Origin of the sequence: Bacillus sp. NSP9.1 (assembly GCF_000465465.2) — a bacterium.
Classification (GTDB): Bacteria; Bacillota; Bacilli; order Bacillales; family Bacillaceae; genus Bacillus; species Bacillus sonorensis_A.
Genome location: NZ_CP048273.1, coordinates 3549738 through 3570681, shown reverse-complemented (window position 1 = coordinate 3570681; position 20944 = coordinate 3549738). Strand labels below are relative to the sequence as shown.

Genomic DNA, 20944 nt, shown 5'->3' with positions numbered 1-20944 from the left:
AACATGTCATTAATGTATTAAGTGTATTATGTTTTATAATACACCAATACAGTCTCTTCATCTAAAAGGAGAGTTTCAAAATGAATAAAATAAAATTGATGATGAAACGTTTGATCAGTGATGGAAAATATATGAGTTTGATTGTCTCGGTAGCTATTGCCTGCTCATTCCTGCTTATGTTTACGGTGTTCAGTTTTGCCGTCCAGAAAAAGATGGAGCAAGAATTCCTGACGAGCGATTCCATCGAGTATATCCACACACAAATCAAGCCGAAAATAGAGTGATCTCGTAAGAACGGAGCGGCGGACCCGCGAGTTCAGGGATACATAGCGTCTTCAATTCTAGTAGCATCATGTGCTGTAAACAAAAGATCAGCTGCCTTCGAGCGGCTTATAAAGAAATTTGGACTCCTGATGTAAGTTCTTAATAAGGATGGAGCTGGTGTACGATGAAGAAAATTGAAATTGGACAGAAAGAAGGGAGATAGATGATTCAAATCGATCCGAGAAGCTCGACACCGATCTATGAACAGATCATTCAGCAGATGAAAGAGCTTTGTTTAAAAGGGATTATGAAACCAGGAGATAAGCTTCCTTCTGTCCGAGAGCTTGCAACCATTATCATTGCAAATCCAAACACGGTTAGCAAAGCCTACAAAGAGCTTGAACGCGAAGGAATTATCGAAACTTTGCGGGGAAGAGGGACATACATTTCAGAAAATGCGAAAATCACGCTTGATGAAGGGAAGATTACGATGATGAAAGAGCAGTTAAAGCAGCTGATCATCGATGCCCATTATGCAGGAGTTGATATCAAAAAGCTGCAGGAATGGATGGCGGAAATCAGCGAAGAAGTGAAAGGAGGCCAGACGAATGATTGAGGTAAAGAATGTTTCTAAAACGATAGATGGAAAACAAGTGCTCAAGGATATTTCTTTTAAGCTTGAAGAAGGGGAGATTTTCGGACTGCTCGGCAGAAACGGGTCCGGGAAAACGACGCTCCTTCGGCTCATTCAGCAAATCCTGCTTCCTGATCAGGGGGAGATCTTATTTGACGGCATCAAAATTAAAGACCACCCGTTGGTGAAGCGCAATATCGTTTATATGCCGGTCCAGAACCCTTATTTTGAGAAGTATAACTACAAGCAGCTCGTTGCGATTTTACGCAATGTTTATCCCGATTTTGATGTTACATATGCCAATGAATTAATGAACCGTTACGGCATATCCGACTCAAAAAAATACCGGGAGCTGTCAACGGGTATGAAAAAACAGCTGTCACTCATTCTTTCGTTTGCCATCCGCCCGGCCGTCATTTTGCTTGATGAACCGACAGACGGAATTGATGCAGTGACAAGACACGACGTTCTTCAGCTGATGGTCGATGAAGTCGCTGAGAATAATACGGCTATCCTGATCACATCACACAGGCTTGAAGATATCGAGCGGATGTGCAGCCGAATCGGATTTCTCGAAGACAATACATTGTCAAATGTCATGGATCTTGACGATCTGAAAGGCGACTTTATCAAAATTCAGATGGCTTTTGAAGAAGAAGATGTCGATTTGAAAATCAGAGAGAGGGAAATTCCTGTTTTAGATCATGCGGGCGTGTTTTATACAGTCCTCATCCCGAAAGAAGATGACGTAAAAAAGCAGTTTCTTAAAAGTTTGTCTCCTAAGGTGTGGAACGAGCTTCCAGTCAGCCTTGAGGAAGTATTCATCGCGAAGTTTGGAGGGAAGCGAAGATGGTAGACCGAGGGCTGTTTTATAAGGAATGGAAACAGCATCAAGCCGTATTGCTTGTGATTTTCTTGCTTTTCTTTTTAAGCACTCCTATTTCAATCATAAGCGAATATTTTACTTATCAGGGATGTTTGAGTGATCATTTTTATCCTAAAGATTGCCGATTTTATCTAGATTATCAAACCGGCGGTTCACTTCAATTTTTCTGGGCGCCGGCTGTGCTGTTGGCGATAGTCCAAGTGGGGCTTGAGCGAAGCAAAGGGCTGCTGGATTTTACGTTAAGCCTGCCGTATTCACGAGGCCAGGTGTTTAACACGAAATTTTGGATGGGAAGCTCTATTATCGTAGGCGCCCAGCTGCTGGGCTACATGTTGTCAAAGCTTTTGATCATGCTATTAAATCCCGGAAGCGTCGAATTTTTCGATCACTTTATGGTCGGCTCGATGATCATCAGCTTTATGGCGTATGCTCTGGTGATGGCGGCAGGAGCATTAACGGGAAATATATTTGCCCAGTTGTTAACATCTTTTTCCGTAACGATTTTGCCCGTTTTACTTGTGGTGCTCCCTGCTATCAATCTCGGCATCATCATAGGAAGTGATCATTTTTGGGGAAGATATCCAATTGTGGATTCTCCGATTTTTCAGTATTTAATCCCGATTATATACGTAAATCCTTCGTGGGTCATGGATTCGAAATATATTTTACTGATTCCGGCTGCAATGGGAGTTCTATTTTATCTTATCGGGTATGTCAGCTTTATTAAACATCCATGCGAACGAAACGGGAGCTTTTTCTTATGGAAGAAGCTTGATCGGCCGATTCAAATCTTGGTTATTATTCTAGGTGTTCTCGCCTTTGGATATATGGGCTATTCCGCCGGCGATTCCATTATCGGATATCTGCTCGGCATGATCCTGGGCGCTGTCATCGGCTTTTTAATCAGCTATTTTGCCATTTATAAAAAGACAAAATTGTTATAAAGGAGAGGGAAAATGATTGACATTCAGCACATTCACCACTCATTCAAAATCGGAAAAAAAGGCAGAGAAAGCGAAATTAAGGTATTGAAGGATGTCTCGCTCACGGTCCAAAAAGGAGAAATCGCCTGCATCGTTGGGCGAAGCGGTTCGGGAAAATCGACGCTTTTAAACTTAATCTCCGGCTATATTGCGCCGACAAAGGGACAGATCGCGATCGGCGGGACGGATGTAACGGGCTTCAATGAAAAAGAGTGGGCGGAGTTCCGCCTCGCACATTTCGGCTTTATCTTTCAAAGCTTTCAGCTCATTCCGAGTCTGACGACATTTGACAACATTGAGCTGCCCCTTACGTTAAAAGGTGTCCGCCCGGCGGAGCGCAAACAAAGGGTGACCGAAATGCTGCACCGCGTCGGCCTTGAAAATCATGCCGGCCATTATCCGAACGAGCTTTCAGGAGGGCAGCAGCAGCGCGTCAGCATCGCCCGCGCGCTGATCTTAAATCCGTCCATCATTTTGGCGGATGAGCCGACGGGAAGCCTGGACACGGAAACAGAAGAGGAAATCCTTGGATTTATCAAGCAGCTGAATCGGGAGCGGGGCATTACCTTTGTGATCATCACCCATGATGACGAAGTGGCATCGATCGCCGATACGAAATTTCATTTAGCAGACGGTGTGCTGGAGAAGGGAGTGGAGCCTGTTGAAGTTTAAGGATCAGCTTAGATTTATTAGAAGAAATATGAAAAAAAATAGATTGCGTGTTTTCATGACTATATTATCAACTATGATAGGTTGTACGTTTCTAATCGTTCTTGCTTCTGTGGGATTTGGGCTTCAAAAATCAACAGAAGAAAGTATCTTGAGTCAAACAATTATTACGGAAATCGCAGTCAAAGGGCAAAAAAATGGAAAAGAAGTCGATGTTGATGAATTGTCTGAATTTAAAGGGAACGATAATATTGCAGCAATTATAGAGAGGACAACTTTATTTGAACCAATACAAATAAAGTTAAATGACCTAAAAGGTGATTTTAATCTGACATTCACTAATATGGAAGAAGAGAAGAAAAAGAGTATGAAGCTGGAAGAAGGCCGAATGCCTGATGCAGTTAATGAAATTGTTGTTGGATATGGTTTTGCGAGTCAATTATGGACTGAAAAAGAACGACAAAATTATAATAAACAATTAGAAAATGCTAAGGAACCAACAGATATCAAAGAACCTGAAGGTTATAAAGGAAACATAATCGGGAAAACGGTTGAATTCAAAATCCCTAAAACAGGAAAAGAAAAAAAAGAGAAAACAATTAAGTTAACAATTGTAGGTGTAAAAGAAAAACCTAAGCAGGACGGCATGTCAGATACTGATGTTTTAATAAACGATAAATTAAAAAAGGATTTTGAGAATATTCTTATCGATGCTAATAAAAATAAAGATATTAATAAAGAACTAAATGTGTATGCAAATAAATTCGAAAATGTTGAGCAGGTTACAAAAGATTTACAAGACTCTGGTTTTTATGTTCGTTCAGTTACAACAATGGTTGATGATATAAGTGTGTTTTTTAATGCATTTAAAATAGGATTGATATTTGTAGGCACAGTAGCAGTTATCATTGCATCAATAGGTATTTTTAATACGATGACGATGGCAGTAACTGAGAGGACACAGGAAATTGGTATTATGAAGGCAATTGGGGCGACCCCGTCTATTATTCGAAAAATGTTTTTACTGGAGAGCTTATATATAGGCACTTTAGGTTCAATAATCGGTGTGATTACTTCCTATGGGATCAGTTTTGGGGTTAACTTAATCGTTCCGCAAATACTGTCATCTGTGGAAAAGGGTGCAACTATGGGTAGTATGGAGATGACGTTTTCCTATATCCCATTTAATCTTGTAATCACTGCAATGATTATATGTGTGGGGGTCGCAGCCATATCGGGCATAAATCCTGCAATCAAAGCGACAAGAACGGATGTTTTATCTGCTTTAAGACGAGAAATATAGATTTGAGATTCCAAGAATATTCAATAAGAAGAGTTAAGTTTTGGCTTTTAAGAATAAACTCTTGAGTAGCTTATTTGTTAATATAATATGGACCATTTTTTTTCACCCTATTAAAATTAAATAGTATAAAATAAAATTATTTATGATAACGTTATCGAATCTCAAACTAGGAGTGAGTAAAATGGGGAAAGATTTCAAAAATCCGATTTTAAGAAGAAACAATAATGAAAATCATCCTTCAGGTAATTTGTTGGAAGAGATTAGAGAGCAAGACATGTCTGAAATTGCTGGTGGTACAACTGATGCAGTATCGGCTGCCATAGCTAGGAGTGTAGGATTAGGCAATAATTTTGGAAAATATTGTACTTGGTCAGCTGAATGCGCGGGTACAGTCTCGTGTGGTAAATAAAAAACAACTTGATTATGTTAAAATACGCTCACCCCAACTGGTACTACGTTGGGGTGTTTATATGTAAAATTTACCTCAAATTGCGAAATAGTCGCCCTATAAAAAGATATTCTGAAGAAAAATAAGGTTTTTCATTTTTGTCCTCAATAAAATTAATGTAAAAAGGCATAAATTTGATATTATATCAAATTTATGCCAATTAACATCTATAGCCTGTTTTTTGTTAATCAGATAAGTAAATTTCATTCCTTTGTATTAAATTAATGATGCTTTTTCCATGTTGACCAACTTAAATGCTCTCGAAGCTCTTGTGTTGTTTTATAGCCTGTTTTTTTAAAAATGCTTTTTATCTGTTTTTTAATTGTATTTGGAGATTTGAAAAGGATTTTACTGATATTCGCTCTACTGTGACCCTTGCAAATTAATTTATACAATTCTTTTTCTGCAGGGCTAAGTTGAGAAAGAATCGATTCCCTCTTTAGTTTAGAATATTCCGATAATAATATTTTGTAAGGATTAAAGGGACTATTTGCATATCTTACTTTATTAGGTAGGTCTTTATAATTTTTTTTAAATATAAAATCAATTGCACCAGCTGTAAATGCCTTTTTGATTAACTCTGCATTCATGTTGTTGGAAGCTTGAATAATAACATTCGTGTTTTCTTTTTTCTTCATAATATCGTAGCAGGTATTTATACCGTTAGCTAGGTCTCCTTCTAACTCTATATCTAATAAGATAACATCAATATCAATATTAGATGCTAAGAAATTATTCAAATTTTTTCTTCCAATAATCTCACCTACTACTTTGATATCTGATTCATCTTCTAAAAATTTCTTGATATTATCCAACCAATATACATCATCTTCAATTAAAAGTAAATTGATCACTTCCAAAAGTACCCCGCTTTTAGAGATTTAATTAGTATATTGAACTTTTATAAGAAAGTGCTTCTAACTTTTATCACCTATCATCTTCCTTCTATTCCTTATTTTATCACCATATTAACAGAAAATGGGTTGATAGTCAAATATAATTAGTTTAATTCTATGAAAAAATGGAGGGCCATTTTTTTTCACCCTATACAACTTAAAGTTTATAAAATAGACTGGTTTTATATAATCTATGTTAGTTTAATTATTACTCTTTTATTATAAATTATAGGTTTTTCATGTTTAAAGATTGGCATAGTCTAAGAAGAAAGGGCGATTTTTATGGAGTATTCGACAGTCTCATTTGATGATGTGTTAGATTATTGGGTTACCTTTTTTCCTGAAAAAAAAGAGTCTTTATCAGACATAGAGAATGTGATTATAGAAACAACCAAAAAGGACTTTATGGATCTTAAGAAACATTGGGATGACTCTTCAAGGGAAAGAGCTTTGTCTGAAGAATGGATCGATATCATTTTAAATACAGAAGAAAATAAAAAAATTGAAAATATTATAGAGAAAAATTATTATGATTATGACTTTATTGGAGTGATAAAACCTTTTGTAAACTACCATATATCGGTATTCCTAGACGAAATATTAAAACAAGAGTATATTATTAATTTTCAGAATATAGTTGATTGTATATTTAAGAATACTTACAATGATCTTTATAAAATATTTTACAAGACTATAATCTTTGAGATAAATATAGCTCGGGAAGAGTCAAAATTAAAAGGGGACACTACAAAAGAGAGGTTTTTATATTTTAAAGATTGTTTGTTAAAAGACAAAAGTTACCTGCGTTACTTATATTTAGATTATCCCCATTTATTTAACTTGGTTGATAAACGTACTTTTGAGGTTATAAATTTTATAATCACTATAACTAAGAATACAGGAGAAAATTATAAACAGTTAGACGCAGAATTCAACAACTCTAGAACGCTTGGAAAAATAGAAGAAATAGATTTGGGACAAGGAGATTCTCATAGAGGTGCAAAGTCAGTAAGTTTAATAACCTTTAGTTCTGGATATAAGCTGGTGTACAAACCTAAGGAAATGATGTTGGAAAAGAAGTATAACAATTTTATAAAATGGCTTAATTCTATGAAAATAAAAGATTACTTAGAATTAAAGACAGCGAAAGTTTACTCAACCTCTGCATGCGGTTGGATGGAGTATATTCATTATGAAGAACTGGATGATCTAAAGGATGCCTCAAATTATTATTATAAAATAGGACAATTCCTTTGTTTGCTGTATACATTTAACTCCAAAGATTTTCATTACGAAAATATAATCGCTAATAAAGATAACCCTATTTTAATTGATATAGAAACTATTTTTCACGGAGAATTAAATACTGATTCCAATGAATCATCTGCAAGTGTTAATGCAGAAAAGTTAATTAACCAATCTGTTTGTTCGATTTATTTATTGCCTAACAGAGTAACATTCGCTAATGATGATAATGGTTACTTTGATTTTGGCGGAGTAAGTGGTGCTGAGGAACAAGTTGCTGCATTAAAATCTTCAATTATACAAAATGCAGGTACAGATGAAATCAAAATTGTTAGAGACTATGGAGTTTTACCTACTCAGAAGAATTTACCGAAACATAAAAATAACGTATTAAGAGCTGATAAATATGTAATTGATATTAAGCAAGGTTTCTCAGCACTTTATAAATGGATACAAAATAATAAAAGTCTTTTCATTGAAAATATATATACTGCATTTAGAGATGCTCAATGCAGATTAATTATAAAGGCCACTTATCTATATTCCAATTTATTAAACACTAGTTATCATCCAGACTTACTTCAGGACGCCATACATAGAAAAGTTTATTTGTCAAGAATTGGGTTAAGTAAATCTCATGAGAGGCTTAAAAATTTTCTTGAAAGTGAATATATGGATCTTTTAAATGGAGATATTCCTTATTTTTACACAAATGCTAATTCGAAACAAATTAAAAATTCTTATGATAAGGTAGTTAAGGGTGTAAAATTATTAAAATCTCCTCTAGAAGCAGCTAAAAATAAAATTGATAAGATGAGTACCAGTGATTTTGAAATGCAGTTAGACTTTATTGATTTAAGTTTTCTTTATAATAATTATGAAGGTGATAATGCTTTAACCAATATTTCTTTTCAAACAGAAACAAGGAGTTTGATAAACAGAGATACGCAATCTGAAATTGAAGATTTAATAAAAATTGGAGACTTTATAATAGATAAAGCAGTTCTAGGAGAATATAATAACCGCAAAGAATATACTTGGCTTGGGTTGATGATTTATGGTAAAAAAGAACAACTTACACAGATATCTGGAGTAGAATCGGACTTATATAAAGGTAATAGTGGTATAGCATTATTTTTTGCTTATTTATACGATATTACCAAAAATCACAAATACAAAAATGCAGCTATTCAAGCTTTAAATCCGGTTAGTTCTCTTATAAAGGATATATTGCAGCTTACGAAAAAAGAAACTGTATTGGAAATAGGCGGATTCTCGGGTATTGGCGGTATGATTTATTCACTTTATCACGCCGGACGGCATATTCATGAGGAGGAATATGTTTCGATAGCAATTCAGGGAACAGAATTATTGATTGAATTTTCAGAAATGAATGAGCGAGAAGACATTATTTCAGGGGTAAGTGGAGCTATTTCAGTTGTCTTGTCTTTATATAAAAATATTGATAAAAAAGATAGACAAGAAATTTTACTTGAAACATTAAGAAGGTTATATAAAAGGTTTATTGCAATATTAGAATTAAAAGGAACAAAAGATAAAATAGACTGGAGCAAGATTTCAGAAGGTTACACTGGATTTGCTCATGGAAGTAGCGGTATATCAGCTACAATGATGCAACTATACCCTATAATTCAAGATGCTTTCATTTTAAAACTGGTTGCGTCTGCTTTGGAATTTGAACGAGGGTTATATTCAAAAAAAGATAAAAATTGGCATATTCAAATTGGAGATGAGGGGTTCAGCAATGGTTGGTGTCATGGAGCACCTGGAATTCTATTGAATAGAATACTTTTAAAAGCTAACGGTTATGATGATAAATTTATTGATATCGAAATAGAAAGGGCTATAGAGACTACAATAGAAAAAGGTTTTGGAAATAATTCAACCCTTTGTCACGGAGATCTTGGAAGCTTGTTAATTCTTGATTATACAGCTGATATTATGAATGATCTGAGTCTCAAAAAATATTGTAAAAATACTTATTTGAAAATTTATGAAGATACGATAAAACAAGTAATTTTAAATAAAAATCATCCAGATAATCACCTGTTTGGGCTAATGATTGGTTTAACAGGTTATGGGTACATCATGTTGAAAAATTTAAATCCAAATTTAAATAACATCTTATGGCTGGAGTAGTGAGAAAATTCTATTAAAAAAGGCAATGGTGGGTTGACGTTGAAAAAAGTTCCTTTTATTGAACAATTTCATCAGACAGAATGCGGTTTGTGCTGTGTTGCTATGATTTTAAGGTTTCATCGCAGTTTTAACACATTAAATGATTTAAGAGATATAGCCGAAGTAGGGAGAGACGGACTGAATTTAAAACAAATACATGATTTATTTAAAACTTTAAATTTTGATTCAAAGGTATATAAAACTGAAGCTAAAGCTCTAGAAATCATAAACCTTCCAGCTATTTTATTCTGGAATAATGATCATTTTGTCATTTTGGAAAAAGTAAGGAAAAACAAGTTTACCATTGTTGATCCAGCAATAGGAAGAAGGTCTTTTACTTTGCAAGAGGTTGAAAGATCATTTTCGAAAATAGTATTAGTGCCTTCACCAAATAGTGATTTTAAACCAAAAGAAGAAAAAGAACATTCTTTCAAATTTTTGTTATTAAGTGTTCTTGAAAACAAAAAAACATTTATATTATTATTTGTTTTATCCTTTTTAACAGCGATGGGAACATTGTTAATTCCAATTATAATACAAAAATTAACCGATAATGTAATGGAAAAAGGGTTTATATCTGAACTAGAAATAACAGCTTCCTTAACGTTATTAATTATCTTTTTCTTGCTTCAGTATTTGCAGGGGAGCGTTTTAATTAATATAAAATCTACTTTAGATACTACACTTATTAGTAAAGTTTTTGGACATTTATTAAGAGTACCTTATAAATTCTTCGAATCTAGGCCAACGGGAGATATTCAATACAGATTAAGTAGTATTGAATATATAAAAGATTTATTGTCCGAAAAGGCGATAAAAGGAATTCTTGATGTCGTTTCTCTAATTGTTATCTTACTATATATTTCATATAAGTCTTTGTTTCTCTTTATATTAGTTTCACTTTTGTTTATAGCCTTTAGTGCAGTTACTTTTTCAATAAGACCAAAATTAAAAGAATTAAACTTATACGAAATATTGGAGCGGAGCAAAATACAAAGACTGCAAATCGAAACCATTACTGGTATATTTAATATCAAATTATCCGGGATTGAAAATGATATTTTTCATACTTGGAATAAACAACTGAAAAATGTTATAAAAAGATATAAAAAGAAAGGTAAGTTATTAAATTTTTATAATACGTTTTCCCAAGGGATTCAAATCATTGGTCCATTTATTGTTTTGTTAGTTGGTTTTCATATGTATATAAAGCAAGAGTTGACATTTGGAGAGGTTCTGGCCTTTTATTCTGTAACTACAATGTTTTTTTCAACAACCACTTCCATGTTTCAATTGATAAACGATTTATTGGTGATCACGACAAATATCGACAGGGTGAAAGATATTACTGACGCACGGGTTGAAAAGGATAACGAGGAGCGACCTGCGATTTCCCTAGAAGGTGATATCATTTTAAAAAACGTAGATTTCACCTATGCAAAAACTTCTGAAACTGTTTTAAATAACATTAATATAAGAATAGGACAGGGGCAAAAGGTCGCTATAGTCGGGAGGTCAGGATCCGGCAAAAGTACCTTAGGAAAATTGCTTCTTGGTTTATACGAACCAACGAGCGGCGATATACTTTATAACGGTGTTAGTATTGACAAAATCAACAAAAAAGAACTAAGGAAAAATATGGGGGCTGTGCCGCAAGATATTTATTTATTTAACAAATCAATTTATGAAAATATAGCGATGGGTAAATCTGATGTAAGTGATGAAGATATTATAAGATCATTAAAAATTGCAAACATAGATAAAGAAATTAATGAAATGCCTATGAAGCAATATACGTTAATTTCAAATATGGGAATGAATCTTTCAGGAGGACAGAGACAAAGAATTGCATTAGCCAGGGCTTTAATCCATGAACCCAGTATTGTTTTATTAGATGAAGCGACAAGCTCATTAGATTCTGTTAACGAAGCTAAAGTAGCTTCTTATTTTGTGAAAATGGGAAGTACATGTATTATAATTGCACATCGATTGTCAACAATAGTAGATGCTGACGTTATCTTTGTTATGAAAGATGGTTCAGTTGTTGAGCAGGGAAGCCATAGTGAATTGCTTGAGAAAAAAGGAGAGTATTATAATTTATATTCCAGTAGTGTAAATGAAAAGAGTAAAATTTCATGAGTGAACATTTGAATAGAATTCAGTCCTGTTCTTAATTTCGAAAATCATAGAGGCCTGTATAACTAAGGTGAATTTAAGGGAATGGGTTTTATTGGAATAACTAATAACTTTGGTTTACTATAGGGGGAGTTACGTCAATTTTGTCGGTTATGTTACCTCGCGTACTTCAGTGGTTTATGTTTTTAAACTATAATCCGGCTGTTAAAACGACGGCAACGCCCTAATACTCATCCAGAAAAGAATCATAGAATTTTGAGTGTCGGGCTGGCTTCATGCTGGCTTTTTTTATTTGCTTTTCGGTGTCTGCTGCATTCTTGATCTTTACGTGATTTTTTGAAGAACTGTTATGTTATTTAGCATAATTCTCGCCTGGTACAGGTTTATCTAAAGCGACTTTTTGTCTTAAAATAGCTTTGTTTTTCTACAACGTTATCGGGTTTGCTGTTAATTTGAATTTTCTATTGTTCTAATATAGCGATCGGAAGGAAATTGGATTTGTCGTTCTCAGCCAAAACATAACGATGGTCGATCGCCGTCTTAAGACCCAATCAAATACGAATAACATCAAAAGCTGGTGATCCGCATTGACGGTTCACCGGCTTTTATCTTTAATCTGTTTGATTTCAAAGGGTTTTAATCATATTAAGTATTATTTTTTTGAAACTTAGAAAAATGTGTTGACAATTTGAAAGCATGTCATTAATGTATTAATTGTACTATAACGAATAATACAATTAATGCATCTTTATTTCCTAAAATGTTCTCTTAGTAGGCAATTTAAAAGCGAGGAGCAGAAATAGAGCCGAGAAAAGGAAATATATAAATTTGGCTGCAAATGTGGTGATTTCTTTTGTCTTCATTTTTGTTTTTTCGGATTTGGTTTTATTGTGCAGACGATGTGGACGTAAATTTCTGGCGTGCATTTCATTCAGTATATTTGCACCCAACCACAACTCTCAACGGCTGATCCGGTTTATATGGTTTGTTTCCGGAAGATTAACTTAGCTCGGGGCTGAAAACAAAGAAGGGAGATTTACAAAATATGATCAATGTAGTGCATGTTCACCATTCGTTTAAAGTCGGAAAAAAAGGCAGGGAAAATGAAATTATAGTGCTGAAGGATGTCTCGCTCACGGTCCAAAAAGGAGAAATCGCCTGCATCGTCGGGCGAAGCGGTTCGGGAAAATCGACGCTTTTAAACTTAATCTCCGGCTATATTGCGCCGACAAAGGGAAAGATCGCGATCGGCGGGACGGATGTAACGGGCTTCAATGAAAAAGAGTGGGCGGAGTTCCGCCTCGCACATTTCGGCTTTATCTTTCAAAGCTTTCAGCTCATTCCGAGTCTGACGACATTTGACAACATTGAGCTGCCCCTTACGTTAAAAGGCGTCCGCCCGGCGGAGCGCAAACAAAGGGTGACCGAAATGCTGCACCGCGTCGGCCTTGAAAATCATGCCGGCCATTATCCGAACGAGCTTTCAGGAGGGCAGCAGCAGCGCGTCAGCATCGCCCGCGCGCTGATCTTAAATCCGTCCATCATTTTGGCGGATGAGCCGACGGGAAGCCTGGACACGGAAACAGAAGAGGAAATCCTTGGATTTATCAAGCAGCTGAATCGGGAGCGGGGCATTACCTTTGTGATCATCACCCATGATGACGAAGTGGCATCGATCGCCGATACGAAATTTCATTTAGCAGATGGTGTGCTGGAGAAGGGAGTGGAGCCTGTTGAAGTTTAAGGATCAGCTGACATTCATCAGAAGAAATATGAAGAAAAACCGTCTCCGCGTGTTTATGACGATCCTTGCGACGACTGTGGCCTGCGCGTTTTTAATCGTGCTTTCCTCCGTCGGATTTGGCCTGCAAAAATCGCTGACCGAGCAGCTGATGAAGGAGCAGGTTGTGACGAAAATCGATATTGTCGGTCAAGAGGGGCAGAGTGACAAGCCCGTACAAAAGAAAGATTTAAATGAGTTTGCAGACCGCGATGATGTGGCGGCCATCATTGAGCGTGCACAAGTGAATGTACCTGTTGAAGCCAAATTAGGCGACAGGACCAATCAGCAAATTCCGTATGTTACGATAACCGATATGGCAGCGGAGCAAAAGGCCAATATTGACCTGGACCGCGGACGGGTTGCGAAATCCCCGAATGAAATTGTTGTCGGCTATCATTTTGGAGAGACATTCTGGACGAAAAAAGAAGCCGAAGAATATGAAAAGCAGATGAGCAGCAATGCGGAAGATATAAAAGAGCCAAAAGGCTATCAACAAGATATTCTCGGCAAAACGATTGAATTAAAGGTCTCGCAAATCGATGAGAAAACAGGGGAAGAAGGCAAAGAAAAAACGTACGATTTTAAAGTTGTCGGAGTGACGAAGAAGCCTTCATATGATTGGGCAAGCGATACGAATGTGTATATCAGCGATGAAATGGCAAAACAATTCAGCGACTTTTTGAAAACGGACAAAGCCGACGGTGTCATTCAAAAAACACTGTCAGTCTTTGCCGACAGCTTTGAACATGTTGGACAGCTGACAAGCGATTTGGAAGACAAAGGGTTCTACGTTGATTCAGTGACGAAAAAGCTTGACAGTATCAATGTGTTTTTCATGGCTTTTAAAATCGGCCTGATTTTCGTCGGCGTCATTGCCGTACTGATTTCCGCGATCGGCATTTTCAACACGATGACGATGGCGGTCACAGAGCGCACACAGGAAATCGGCATTATGAAGGCGATCGGCGCGAGCCCGAATGTGATACGCAAAATGTTTTTGATGGAAAGCGCCTATATCGGCATCATCGGATCGGTTTTCGGTGTGGTCATTTCTTACGGCGTCAGCTTTTTAGTGAACAAAATGATTCCGCCGCTTCTGACATCCATGACTCAAGGCGGAGGGGAAGAGTTCAACATTACATTTTCTTATATTCCGTTGAGCCTTGTCATCATCGCCACCGCCATCAGCGCAGGCGTCGCGATCCTTTCCGGCCTCAATCCGGCCGTCAAAGCGACAAGAACGAATGTGCTGACGGCATTAAGAAGAGAATTATAGAATGAAAGCCGGCGCAATGCCGGCTTTTTTAACGTTTAGGCGGCCTGTATCCAGCCGCCTGGGCTTCTTTTTCTGAACAGAACCATTGGACGACGTTTTTCGTGCGGTTGTAGTATGTACTTCCCGGTGTATGGTAAATGTGGTTGACGCTTCCCTTGATTTTGCACTCTTGATTGCTTTGTGCGGTATTTTGCGAAGAACTGTCGTTGTTGTTTGACGGAGGGGCGGCGGAAGCGCTCTTTTCTTTTAGCTCCGGTTTTTCCTCCCCGCTTTTGATTTCAGCTTTTGCGAGTTTTTCAGTCAATGATTTTTTTTCTTTTGTCAGCTTGTCTTTTTCTTTGGCGAGTTTTTCGTTTTCTTTTTTCAGCGCTTTATTCTCTGTTTGAGTGGCTGTTAGCTTTTCTTGTGCTTGTTTGATCTGCTGTTTTAATGTCTTTTGTTCTTTTTGTAAATTTGACTTTTCAGAGGTTAATTCTTTCACTTCCGCCGTCAAATCTTCAGATTTTTTTGCGGCGGAATATGTTTGCTGATCTGTAAATGGCGCAGTGATGAACATCAGAAGAAGCCCGCCGATAAAACAAGGATAGAAGATTTTTCTTGAAAGCCTTTTGTCTTCTTTGGAAAAGAACTTTCGAATAAAGACAAATAGCAAATAGCCGATGGAAAACATAATAGATAAAAATCCAATCCCCATTAAAGATTCCATTTTTCCTCTCCTTTCTGTTTTGATAATCATATTTTAACTTATTATGAAAAAAATGTTTAACTAGATATTTCTGTAACCTGCATAAAATGAATGGCAAAATAGCCGATAGAAAAAAGGAAAGCTGAGACCTGATGAACAATGAGGGATCGGAGCAGCCAAGATGTAGGATGTTTAAAGGAAAGCGGAAAAAACTCTTGCAGAGTGCGGAAGAGTTTTTTTGATTAGGAGGGGATCAAAGTGATCATGATGACGGGTGCGCTGGGATTGGCGGTCATCATGACGCTCTTCGTCTCATGGGCAAACGGGACGGACAGCGGCAGCCGAAAGATTATCAGCGTGGACGAGATCGAACAGTATTTTCATTTTCAACCCCGTAAAAAAGCAACGGCGGCTGTTTTTTCGGAGTCACTAAATGCAGAAAATCGTTATATCGATTTGTTTCAAAATGGGATTTTGGCAGAACTTCAATCGAAAGAAACAGGCAAAAAGCCCGGCGGAGCGGCTGAAGCGAAATAGCCGGATCATCCGTTAGCAGGATGCGGTAAACGTCCCGAGGCAAAACAGTTTGTTGACGCATGGAACAAAGAGGGCGGCGGGCCTGAGAAGATGCAATTACATCATGCTCCTGGACCTGAAAAAAGCGCTCATCAGCGGTTTGTAGCGGAAAAACAGAAATGATCCTTTTGCTGAATATTAAAAGCCCCTTTTCAAAGGGGTTTTTTAAATGAGGAAAACAGAATTCTCTTCAATTGAAAAAAACAAGGAGAACGAATAGAATCTAGGAGGAACTAAATTTAGAAAGAAGGAAAAACAATGCCGCGAACATTATGGCTTTTGGTCATCGGGATGTTTATCAATGTAACGGGAGCTTCTTTTTTGTGGCCGCTGAATACGATTTATATTCACCAGCACCTGGGCAAATCTTTAACAGCAGCCGGATTCGTGTTGATGCTCAACTCCGGTGCGAATGTCATCGGCAACTTGTGCGGCGGACTTCTCTTTGATAAAATCGGCGGTTTTAAAACGGTTCTTTTAGGAATTGTGATGACGTTTGCCTGCCTGTCAGGGCTTGTCTTTTTTCACGGCTGGACCGCTTACATTCTTCTGTTGACAGCGGCCGGCTTTGGTTCGGGCATTGTTTTTCCGGCATGTTATGCAATGGCCGGTTCGGTTTGGCCGGAAGGCGGAAGAAAAGCGTTTAACGCAGTGTATGTGGCACAAAACGCGGGGGTTGCCGTAGGTTCGGCCCTCGGAGGGCTTGTCGCCTCTTTTTCTTTCACTTATGTATTTTTTGCGAATGCGCTTCTCTATGCATTGTTTTTCCTGATTGCGTTTTTTGGATTGAAACATATCCGGACGGAAAAGACGGTTCAGTCATCTGTTCTCGATCATGCCGATACGGTCAATGTGAAGCCGCGGTTTGCCGCCCTGATGATCGTATGTACGGGATATCTTCTGGCTTGGATCGCCTATTCCCAGTGGTCCTCAACCATCGCTTCACACACACAGGAGCTTGGTATATCCCTTGGCCAGTACAGCCTGTTATGGACGGTAAACGGAGCGCTGATCGTCCTTGGACAGCCGCTGATCGGCCTCTTTGTGAAACGGGTAGCCGAATCGCTGTTGAAACAGATTGTGATCGGCTTTGTCGTTTTTATGTTTGCTTACGGCATTTTGTTTGCGGCGGAACATTTTCCGGCGTTCCTTGCTGCCATGATCGTGCTGACGATAGGTGAAATGCTTGTGTGGCCGGCGGTTCCGACGATAGCCAACCGCCTCGCCCCGCAGGGAAAAGAAGGGTTTTACCAAGGGTTTGTCAACAGCATGGCCACAGGAGGAAGGATGATCGGGCCTCTTTTTGGCGGCGTGCTGGTTGATGTTTTCAGCATGCAGGCTTTGTTGGCGGTGATGATCGCCATATTAGCGATCGGCATCGGAACGGCATGTTTATACGGAAGGAAAGAAAAGCAGCTGCCAACCCATCACCACAGTAATGACAATGCATAGAAAAAATAGGTAATTGTAATTACTCGAAAATGAATCAAAGGAATCAAGATTATCAACCAAATCTTCACATATAATGGAAGAAACAAGCTTTTTTTCTTCAAAGACAGAACACATTTTCTGTTTGGTAGTATCGAATATCATCGCACAGGGGTCTAGGGGGGCTGCTCGATGGCCTGAAGTCGCTTGACTAAATAAGGGCTTTAGGAAGGTGATGAAGATGCTGCATCAAGTTTTTGTTGCTTGTTTGATTGGAGGGATTATGGGGGTTCTCGGGCATATTAAAAAAAGAGGGCGCCTTGAGAAACCGAGAACAACGAAACGATTCATTTACCTTGGATTTTTTGAAGATATTCTTGTCAGTATGGTTGCTTCTATTTTGCTTGTTTTATCTGCGGAACCCGACTCGGGAATTCAGCTTGTGATTTTATCGATTATTGCAGGCTACGGCGGTGAAGCTGTATTGAGAAGTTTTGACTTTGTCAGAGAACAGCAGGCAAATGTACAGAACTCCGAACGGCAAAACAAATCTCCACATGAATAAGATCCTCACTCTTACCCTTTTTTCAGCACATTCCCATTGTATACAAACCTGCTTGCACTTATGAACAGAATTCTATAAAATACAGATAAGATTACGGTTACGGCAAGAACGGTGAAGAGGAGCAGTAAGAAGCCCATTTTGTTTAGAGAGTTGACGGCTGGTGAAAGTCAATCAAATGCGCTTCTGAACTCGCCTCAGAGTTGCAGCAGTGATAAGCTGCTGCCGCATTTCTGCGTTAAAGATATCAAGTGAGTGTGCAGCCTGCACGCTAACAAGGGTGGTACCGCGGGAAAATCTCTCGTCCCTTTTGGGGATGGGAGAGTTTTTTTGATTTTAGAATAATCTGAATATAAAGCTGTCAGGCCCGTCCATACTTGAAACAACGAAGCCGTACGCACAATAAGGAGGTTTTTCAATTGAGTTTTGATCATCAAAAAATCGAAAAAAAGTGGCAGGACTATTGGCTGAACAACAAAACGTTTGCCACGCTTGAAGATAAATCCAAACCGAAATTTTATGCATTGGACATGTTTCCGTATCCGTCAGGTGCAGGGCTGCACGTCGGCCATCCCGAAGGCTATACAGCAACGGATATCCTGTCCCGCATGAAGCGGATGCAAGGGTATGATGTCCTGCATCCAATGGGCTGGGACGCATTCGGGCTTCCGGCTGAGCAATATGCGCTTGATACAGGAAACGATCCTGCGGTCTTTACAAAGCAGAACATCGACAACTTCCGCCGCCAGATTAGGGCCCTCGGTTTTTCGTACGACTGGGACCGTGAAGTGAATACAACAGATCCGGCCTACTATAAGTGGACACAGTGGATTTTCTTAAAGCTTTATGAAAAAGGACTCGCTTACATAGATGAAGTGCCTGTCAACTGGTGCCCTGCGCTCGGAACGGTTCTGGCCAACGAAGAAGTCATCGACGGAAAAAGCGAACGCGGCGGCCACCCCGTAGAACGCCGTCCGATGAAGCAGTGGATGCTGAAAATTACGGCATACGCCGACCGCCTTCTTGAAGATCTTGAAGAGCTTGACTGGCCGGAAAGCATTAAAGAAATGCAGCGGAATTGGATCGGCCGCTCTGAAGGCGCTCACGTCCATTTTGCCATCGACGGCAGCGATGAAACGTTCACCGTTTTCACAACGCGTCCTGATACACTGTTTGGCGCGACATATGCCGTACTCGCTCCCGAACATGAGCTTGTTCAAAAAATTACGACGAAAGAACAGCAGGATGCAGTCAATGCCTATATTGAAGAGATTCAGTCAAAGAGCGATTTAGAGCGGACAGACCTGGCCAAAACGAAGACAGGCGTCTTCACAGGGGCTTACGCGGTCAATCCGGCAAACGGAGAAAACATTCCGGTCTGGATTGCGGATTATGTTCTGGCTACATACGGAACCGGGGCGGTCATGGCTGTGCCGGCCCATGATGAACGCGATCATGAGTTTGCTGCGGCCTTCGGTCTGCCCGTCAAAGAAGTCGTTAAAGGCGGGAATGTTGAGAAAGATGCCTATACAGGAGATGGCGAACATATCAATTCCGATTTTCTGAACGGTCTTGATAAAGCGGCTGCGATTGCAAAAATGATCGAGTGGCTTGAAGAAAACGGCAAAGGTGAGAAAAAGGTGACATACCGCCTCCGCGATTGGCTGTTCAGCCGTCAGCGCTACTGGGGCGAGCCGATTCCGATCATTCATTGGGAAGACGGCACATCAACACCCGTCCCTGAAGAAGAGCTCCCGCTTATGCTGCCGAAAACGTCTGAAATCAAGCCGAGCGGTACAGGTGAATCCCCGCTTGCCAACATTAAAGAGTGGGTGGAAGTGACAGATCCTGAGACTGGCAAAAAAGGAAGACGGGAAACGAATACAATGCCGCAGTGGGCCGGCAGCTGCTGGTACTTCCTGCGCTATATCGATCCTCATAATCCGAATCAACTCGCCTCGCCGGAAAAATTAAAGGAATGGCTTCCTGTCGATATGTATATCGGAGGCGCCGAGCATGCGGTTCTTCATTTATTGTATGCGCGCTTCTGGCACAAATTCCTTTATGATATCGGTGTCGTCCCGACGAAAGAGCCGTTCCAGCAGCTGTACAACCAAGGCATGATCCTTGGCGAAAACAACGAGAAAATGAGCAAATCTAAAGGCAATGTCGTCAACCCGGATGAAATTGTCGAGACGCACGGCGCGGATACGCTCCGTTTGTACGAAATGTTCATGGGACCGCTCGATGCATCGATCGCCTGGTCAACGACAGGACTTGACGGAGCCCGCCGTTTCCTAGACCGTGTATGGCGTCTGTTTATCGATGACAATGGCGAGCTGAACAGCAAGATCAAAGAAGGCGCCGGTGAAACGCTTGAGCGCGTCTACCATGAAACAGTCATGAAAGTGACAGACCATTTTGAAGGCTTGCGTTTTAATACAGGGATTTCCCAGCTGATGGTTTTTGTCAATGAAGCGTATAAAGCGGACGAGCTTCCGAAGGAATACATGGAAGGCTTTGTGAAGCTGCTTTCTCCTGTAGCGCCGCACCTTGCTGAGGAGCTGTGGAGCCGCCTCGGGCATGAAGGAACGATCACATATGAATCATGGCCTGTCTATGATGAAGCAAAGCTTGTCGATGATGAAATCGAAATCGTCGTTCAGCTGAACGGAAAAGTGAAAGCGAAGTTAAACGTACCGGCTGATGCTGGAAAAGAAGAGCTTGAAGAACTGGCCAAAAACAATGACAAAGTAAAAGAACAGCTGGAAGGAAAAACGATCAGAAAAGTGATCGCTGTTCCCGGAAAGCTAGTGAATATAGTCGCGAATTAACCGGCTTATTAAAGAAAAGGCTTCAGCCCTGGATTTCACAGGGCCGAAGCCTTTTTTCTCGCAATGGTTCTTTTTTTAACCGGCTCCTCTTTAAGGCCAAAGTCTGAGGGTTTTTCATGATTTTAGCCGGTTTCAGC

At 39.2% G+C, this 20944-nt stretch carries 17 protein-coding genes and 1 other annotated feature; of the genes, 15 read left to right on the top strand and 2 right to left on the bottom strand.

From position 1 onward, the window contains the following. Nucleotides 1–80: 80 nt before the first annotated feature. The 7 genes from M654_RS18530 (at nucleotide 81) to M654_RS18500 (ending at nucleotide 5148) form a co-directional block, all read left to right on the top strand. A complete protein-coding gene (locus M654_RS18530; RefSeq protein ID WP_026588352.1) occupies nucleotides 81–284 on the top strand; it encodes a hypothetical protein in 204 nt (67 codons plus the stop codon). A 203-nt stretch (nucleotides 285–487) separates the two neighbouring features. Continuing rightward, complete coding sequence (locus M654_RS18525) at nucleotides 488–880, top strand: GntR family transcriptional regulator (RefSeq protein ID WP_026588351.1); 393 nt, start codon at nucleotides 488–490, stop codon at nucleotides 878–880. Continuing rightward, complete coding sequence (locus M654_RS18520; RefSeq protein WP_026588350.1) at nucleotides 873–1754, top strand: ABC transporter ATP-binding protein; 882 nt, start codon at nucleotides 873–875, stop codon at nucleotides 1752–1754. Before M654_RS18525 ends, M654_RS18520 begins: the two co-directional genes overlap by 8 nt. Beyond that, on the top strand, nucleotides 1748–2728 hold the full coding sequence (locus tag M654_RS18515; RefSeq protein ID WP_026588349.1) for an ABC transporter permease: 981 nt from the start codon (nucleotides 1748–1750) through the stop codon (nucleotides 2726–2728). The genes M654_RS18520 and M654_RS18515 overlap by 7 nt, the downstream gene beginning before the upstream one ends. A 12-nt stretch (nucleotides 2729–2740) precedes the next feature. Next, on the top strand, nucleotides 2741–3439 hold the full coding sequence (locus M654_RS18510) for an ABC transporter ATP-binding protein (protein ID WP_026588348.1): 699 nt from the start codon (nucleotides 2741–2743) through the stop codon (nucleotides 3437–3439). Continuing rightward, complete coding sequence (locus tag M654_RS18505; protein WP_026588347.1) at nucleotides 3429–4739, top strand: ABC transporter permease; 1311 nt, start codon at nucleotides 3429–3431, stop codon at nucleotides 4737–4739. The genes M654_RS18510 and M654_RS18505 overlap by 11 nt, the downstream gene beginning before the upstream one ends. A gap of 181 nt (nucleotides 4740–4920) precedes the next feature. Beyond that, nucleotides 4921–5148: a plantaricin C family lantibiotic gene (locus M654_RS18500; protein WP_026588346.1), complete on the top strand. Its 228-nt coding sequence runs from the start codon at nucleotides 4921–4923 to the stop codon at nucleotides 5146–5148. 260 nt (nucleotides 5149–5408) lie between these two features. Here M654_RS18500 and M654_RS18495 read toward each other — a convergent pair whose 3' ends face one another. After that, nucleotides 5409–6041, bottom strand: a complete 633-nt coding sequence (locus tag M654_RS18495) for a response regulator transcription factor (protein ID WP_236251284.1) — start codon at nucleotides 6039–6041, stop codon at nucleotides 5409–5411. 324 nt (nucleotides 6042–6365) lie between these two features. On the opposite strand from M654_RS18495, the gene M654_RS18490 reads away from it, so the two are divergent. The 4 genes from M654_RS18490 to M654_RS18475 all read left to right on the top strand — a co-directional run bounded on the left by M654_RS18490 (nucleotide 6366) and on the right by M654_RS18475 (nucleotide 14722). After that, the gene (locus tag M654_RS18490; RefSeq protein ID WP_026588344.1) at nucleotides 6366–9488 is read left to right on the top strand and encodes a type 2 lanthipeptide synthetase LanM family protein; all 3123 of its coding nucleotides are present in this window, start codon (nucleotides 6366–6368) and stop codon (nucleotides 9486–9488) included. Between the two features lie 39 nt (nucleotides 9489–9527). Continuing rightward, on the top strand, nucleotides 9528–11666 hold the full coding sequence (locus tag M654_RS18485; protein WP_035428243.1) for a peptidase domain-containing ABC transporter: 2139 nt from the start codon (nucleotides 9528–9530) through the stop codon (nucleotides 11664–11666). Between the two features lie 1042 nt (nucleotides 11667–12708). Beyond that, nucleotides 12709–13407 (top strand): ABC transporter ATP-binding protein, encoded by a 699-nt coding sequence (locus tag M654_RS18480; RefSeq protein WP_026588342.1) that lies wholly within the window; start codon nucleotides 12709–12711, stop codon nucleotides 13405–13407. Continuing rightward, a complete protein-coding gene (locus M654_RS18475) occupies nucleotides 13397–14722 on the top strand; it encodes an ABC transporter permease (protein WP_026588341.1) in 1326 nt (441 codons plus the stop codon). Before M654_RS18480 ends, M654_RS18475 begins: the two co-directional genes overlap by 11 nt. A 28-nt stretch (nucleotides 14723–14750) precedes the next feature. Here the strand turns inward: M654_RS18475 and M654_RS18470 are convergent, their stop codons facing one another. Next, on the bottom strand, nucleotides 14751–15428 hold the full coding sequence (locus tag M654_RS18470; protein ID WP_026588340.1) for a sunset domain-containing protein: 678 nt from the start codon (nucleotides 15426–15428) through the stop codon (nucleotides 14751–14753). A gap of 237 nt (nucleotides 15429–15665) precedes the next feature. Here M654_RS18470 and M654_RS18465 point away from each other — a divergent pair, with 237 nt between their 5' ends. From M654_RS18465 to leuS, 4 genes are all read left to right on the top strand, one after another. Beyond that, nucleotides 15666–15944 carry a hypothetical protein gene (locus M654_RS18465; protein ID WP_026588339.1) on the top strand — a complete coding sequence of 93 codons (279 nt, stop codon included), beginning with the start codon at nucleotides 15666–15668 and terminating at the stop codon, nucleotides 15942–15944. A 297-nt stretch (nucleotides 15945–16241) separates the two neighbouring features. Beyond that, complete coding sequence (locus M654_RS18460) at nucleotides 16242–17435, top strand: MDR family MFS transporter (protein WP_026588338.1); 1194 nt, start codon at nucleotides 16242–16244, stop codon at nucleotides 17433–17435. Nucleotides 17436–17646: 211 nt separating this feature from the next. Then, on the top strand, nucleotides 17647–17976 hold the full coding sequence (locus M654_RS18455) for a DUF4257 domain-containing protein (protein WP_142246139.1): 330 nt from the start codon (nucleotides 17647–17649) through the stop codon (nucleotides 17974–17976). Nucleotides 17977–18078: 102 nt separating this feature from the next. Next, nucleotides 18079–18285: a binding site (T-box leader), on the top strand. A 107-nt stretch (nucleotides 18286–18392) separates the two neighbouring features. Next, nucleotides 18393–20807, top strand: a complete 2415-nt coding sequence (leuS, locus tag M654_RS18450; protein WP_026588336.1) for a leucine--tRNA ligase — start codon at nucleotides 18393–18395, stop codon at nucleotides 20805–20807. Nucleotides 20808–20944: the final 137 nt, after the last annotated feature.

Coding starts and splice junctions, on each gene's coding strand:
- M654_RS18530 (WP_026588352.1), top strand. CDS start 81: ATGAATAAAATAAAATTGATGATGAAACGTTTGATCAGTGATGGAAAA.
- M654_RS18525 (WP_026588351.1), top strand. CDS start 488: ATGATTCAAATCGATCCGAGAAGCTCGACACCGATCTATGAACAGATC.
- M654_RS18520 (WP_026588350.1), top strand. CDS start 873: ATGATTGAGGTAAAGAATGTTTCTAAAACGATAGATGGAAAACAAGTG.
- M654_RS18515 (WP_026588349.1), top strand. CDS start 1,748: ATGGTAGACCGAGGGCTGTTTTATAAGGAATGGAAACAGCATCAAGCC.
- M654_RS18510 (WP_026588348.1), top strand. CDS start 2,741: ATGATTGACATTCAGCACATTCACCACTCATTCAAAATCGGAAAAAAA.
- M654_RS18500 (WP_026588346.1), top strand. CDS start 4,921: ATGGGGAAAGATTTCAAAAATCCGATTTTAAGAAGAAACAATAATGAA.
- M654_RS18490 (WP_026588344.1), top strand. CDS start 6,366: ATGGAGTATTCGACAGTCTCATTTGATGATGTGTTAGATTATTGGGTT.
- M654_RS18480 (WP_026588342.1), top strand. CDS start 12,709: ATGATCAATGTAGTGCATGTTCACCATTCGTTTAAAGTCGGAAAAAAA.
- M654_RS18470 (WP_026588340.1), bottom strand. CDS start 15,428: ATGGAATCTTTAATGGGGATTGGATTTTTATCTATTATGTTTTCCATC.
- M654_RS18460 (WP_026588338.1), top strand. CDS start 16,242: ATGCCGCGAACATTATGGCTTTTGGTCATCGGGATGTTTATCAATGTA.
- M654_RS18455 (WP_142246139.1), top strand. CDS start 17,647: ATGAAGATGCTGCATCAAGTTTTTGTTGCTTGTTTGATTGGAGGGATT.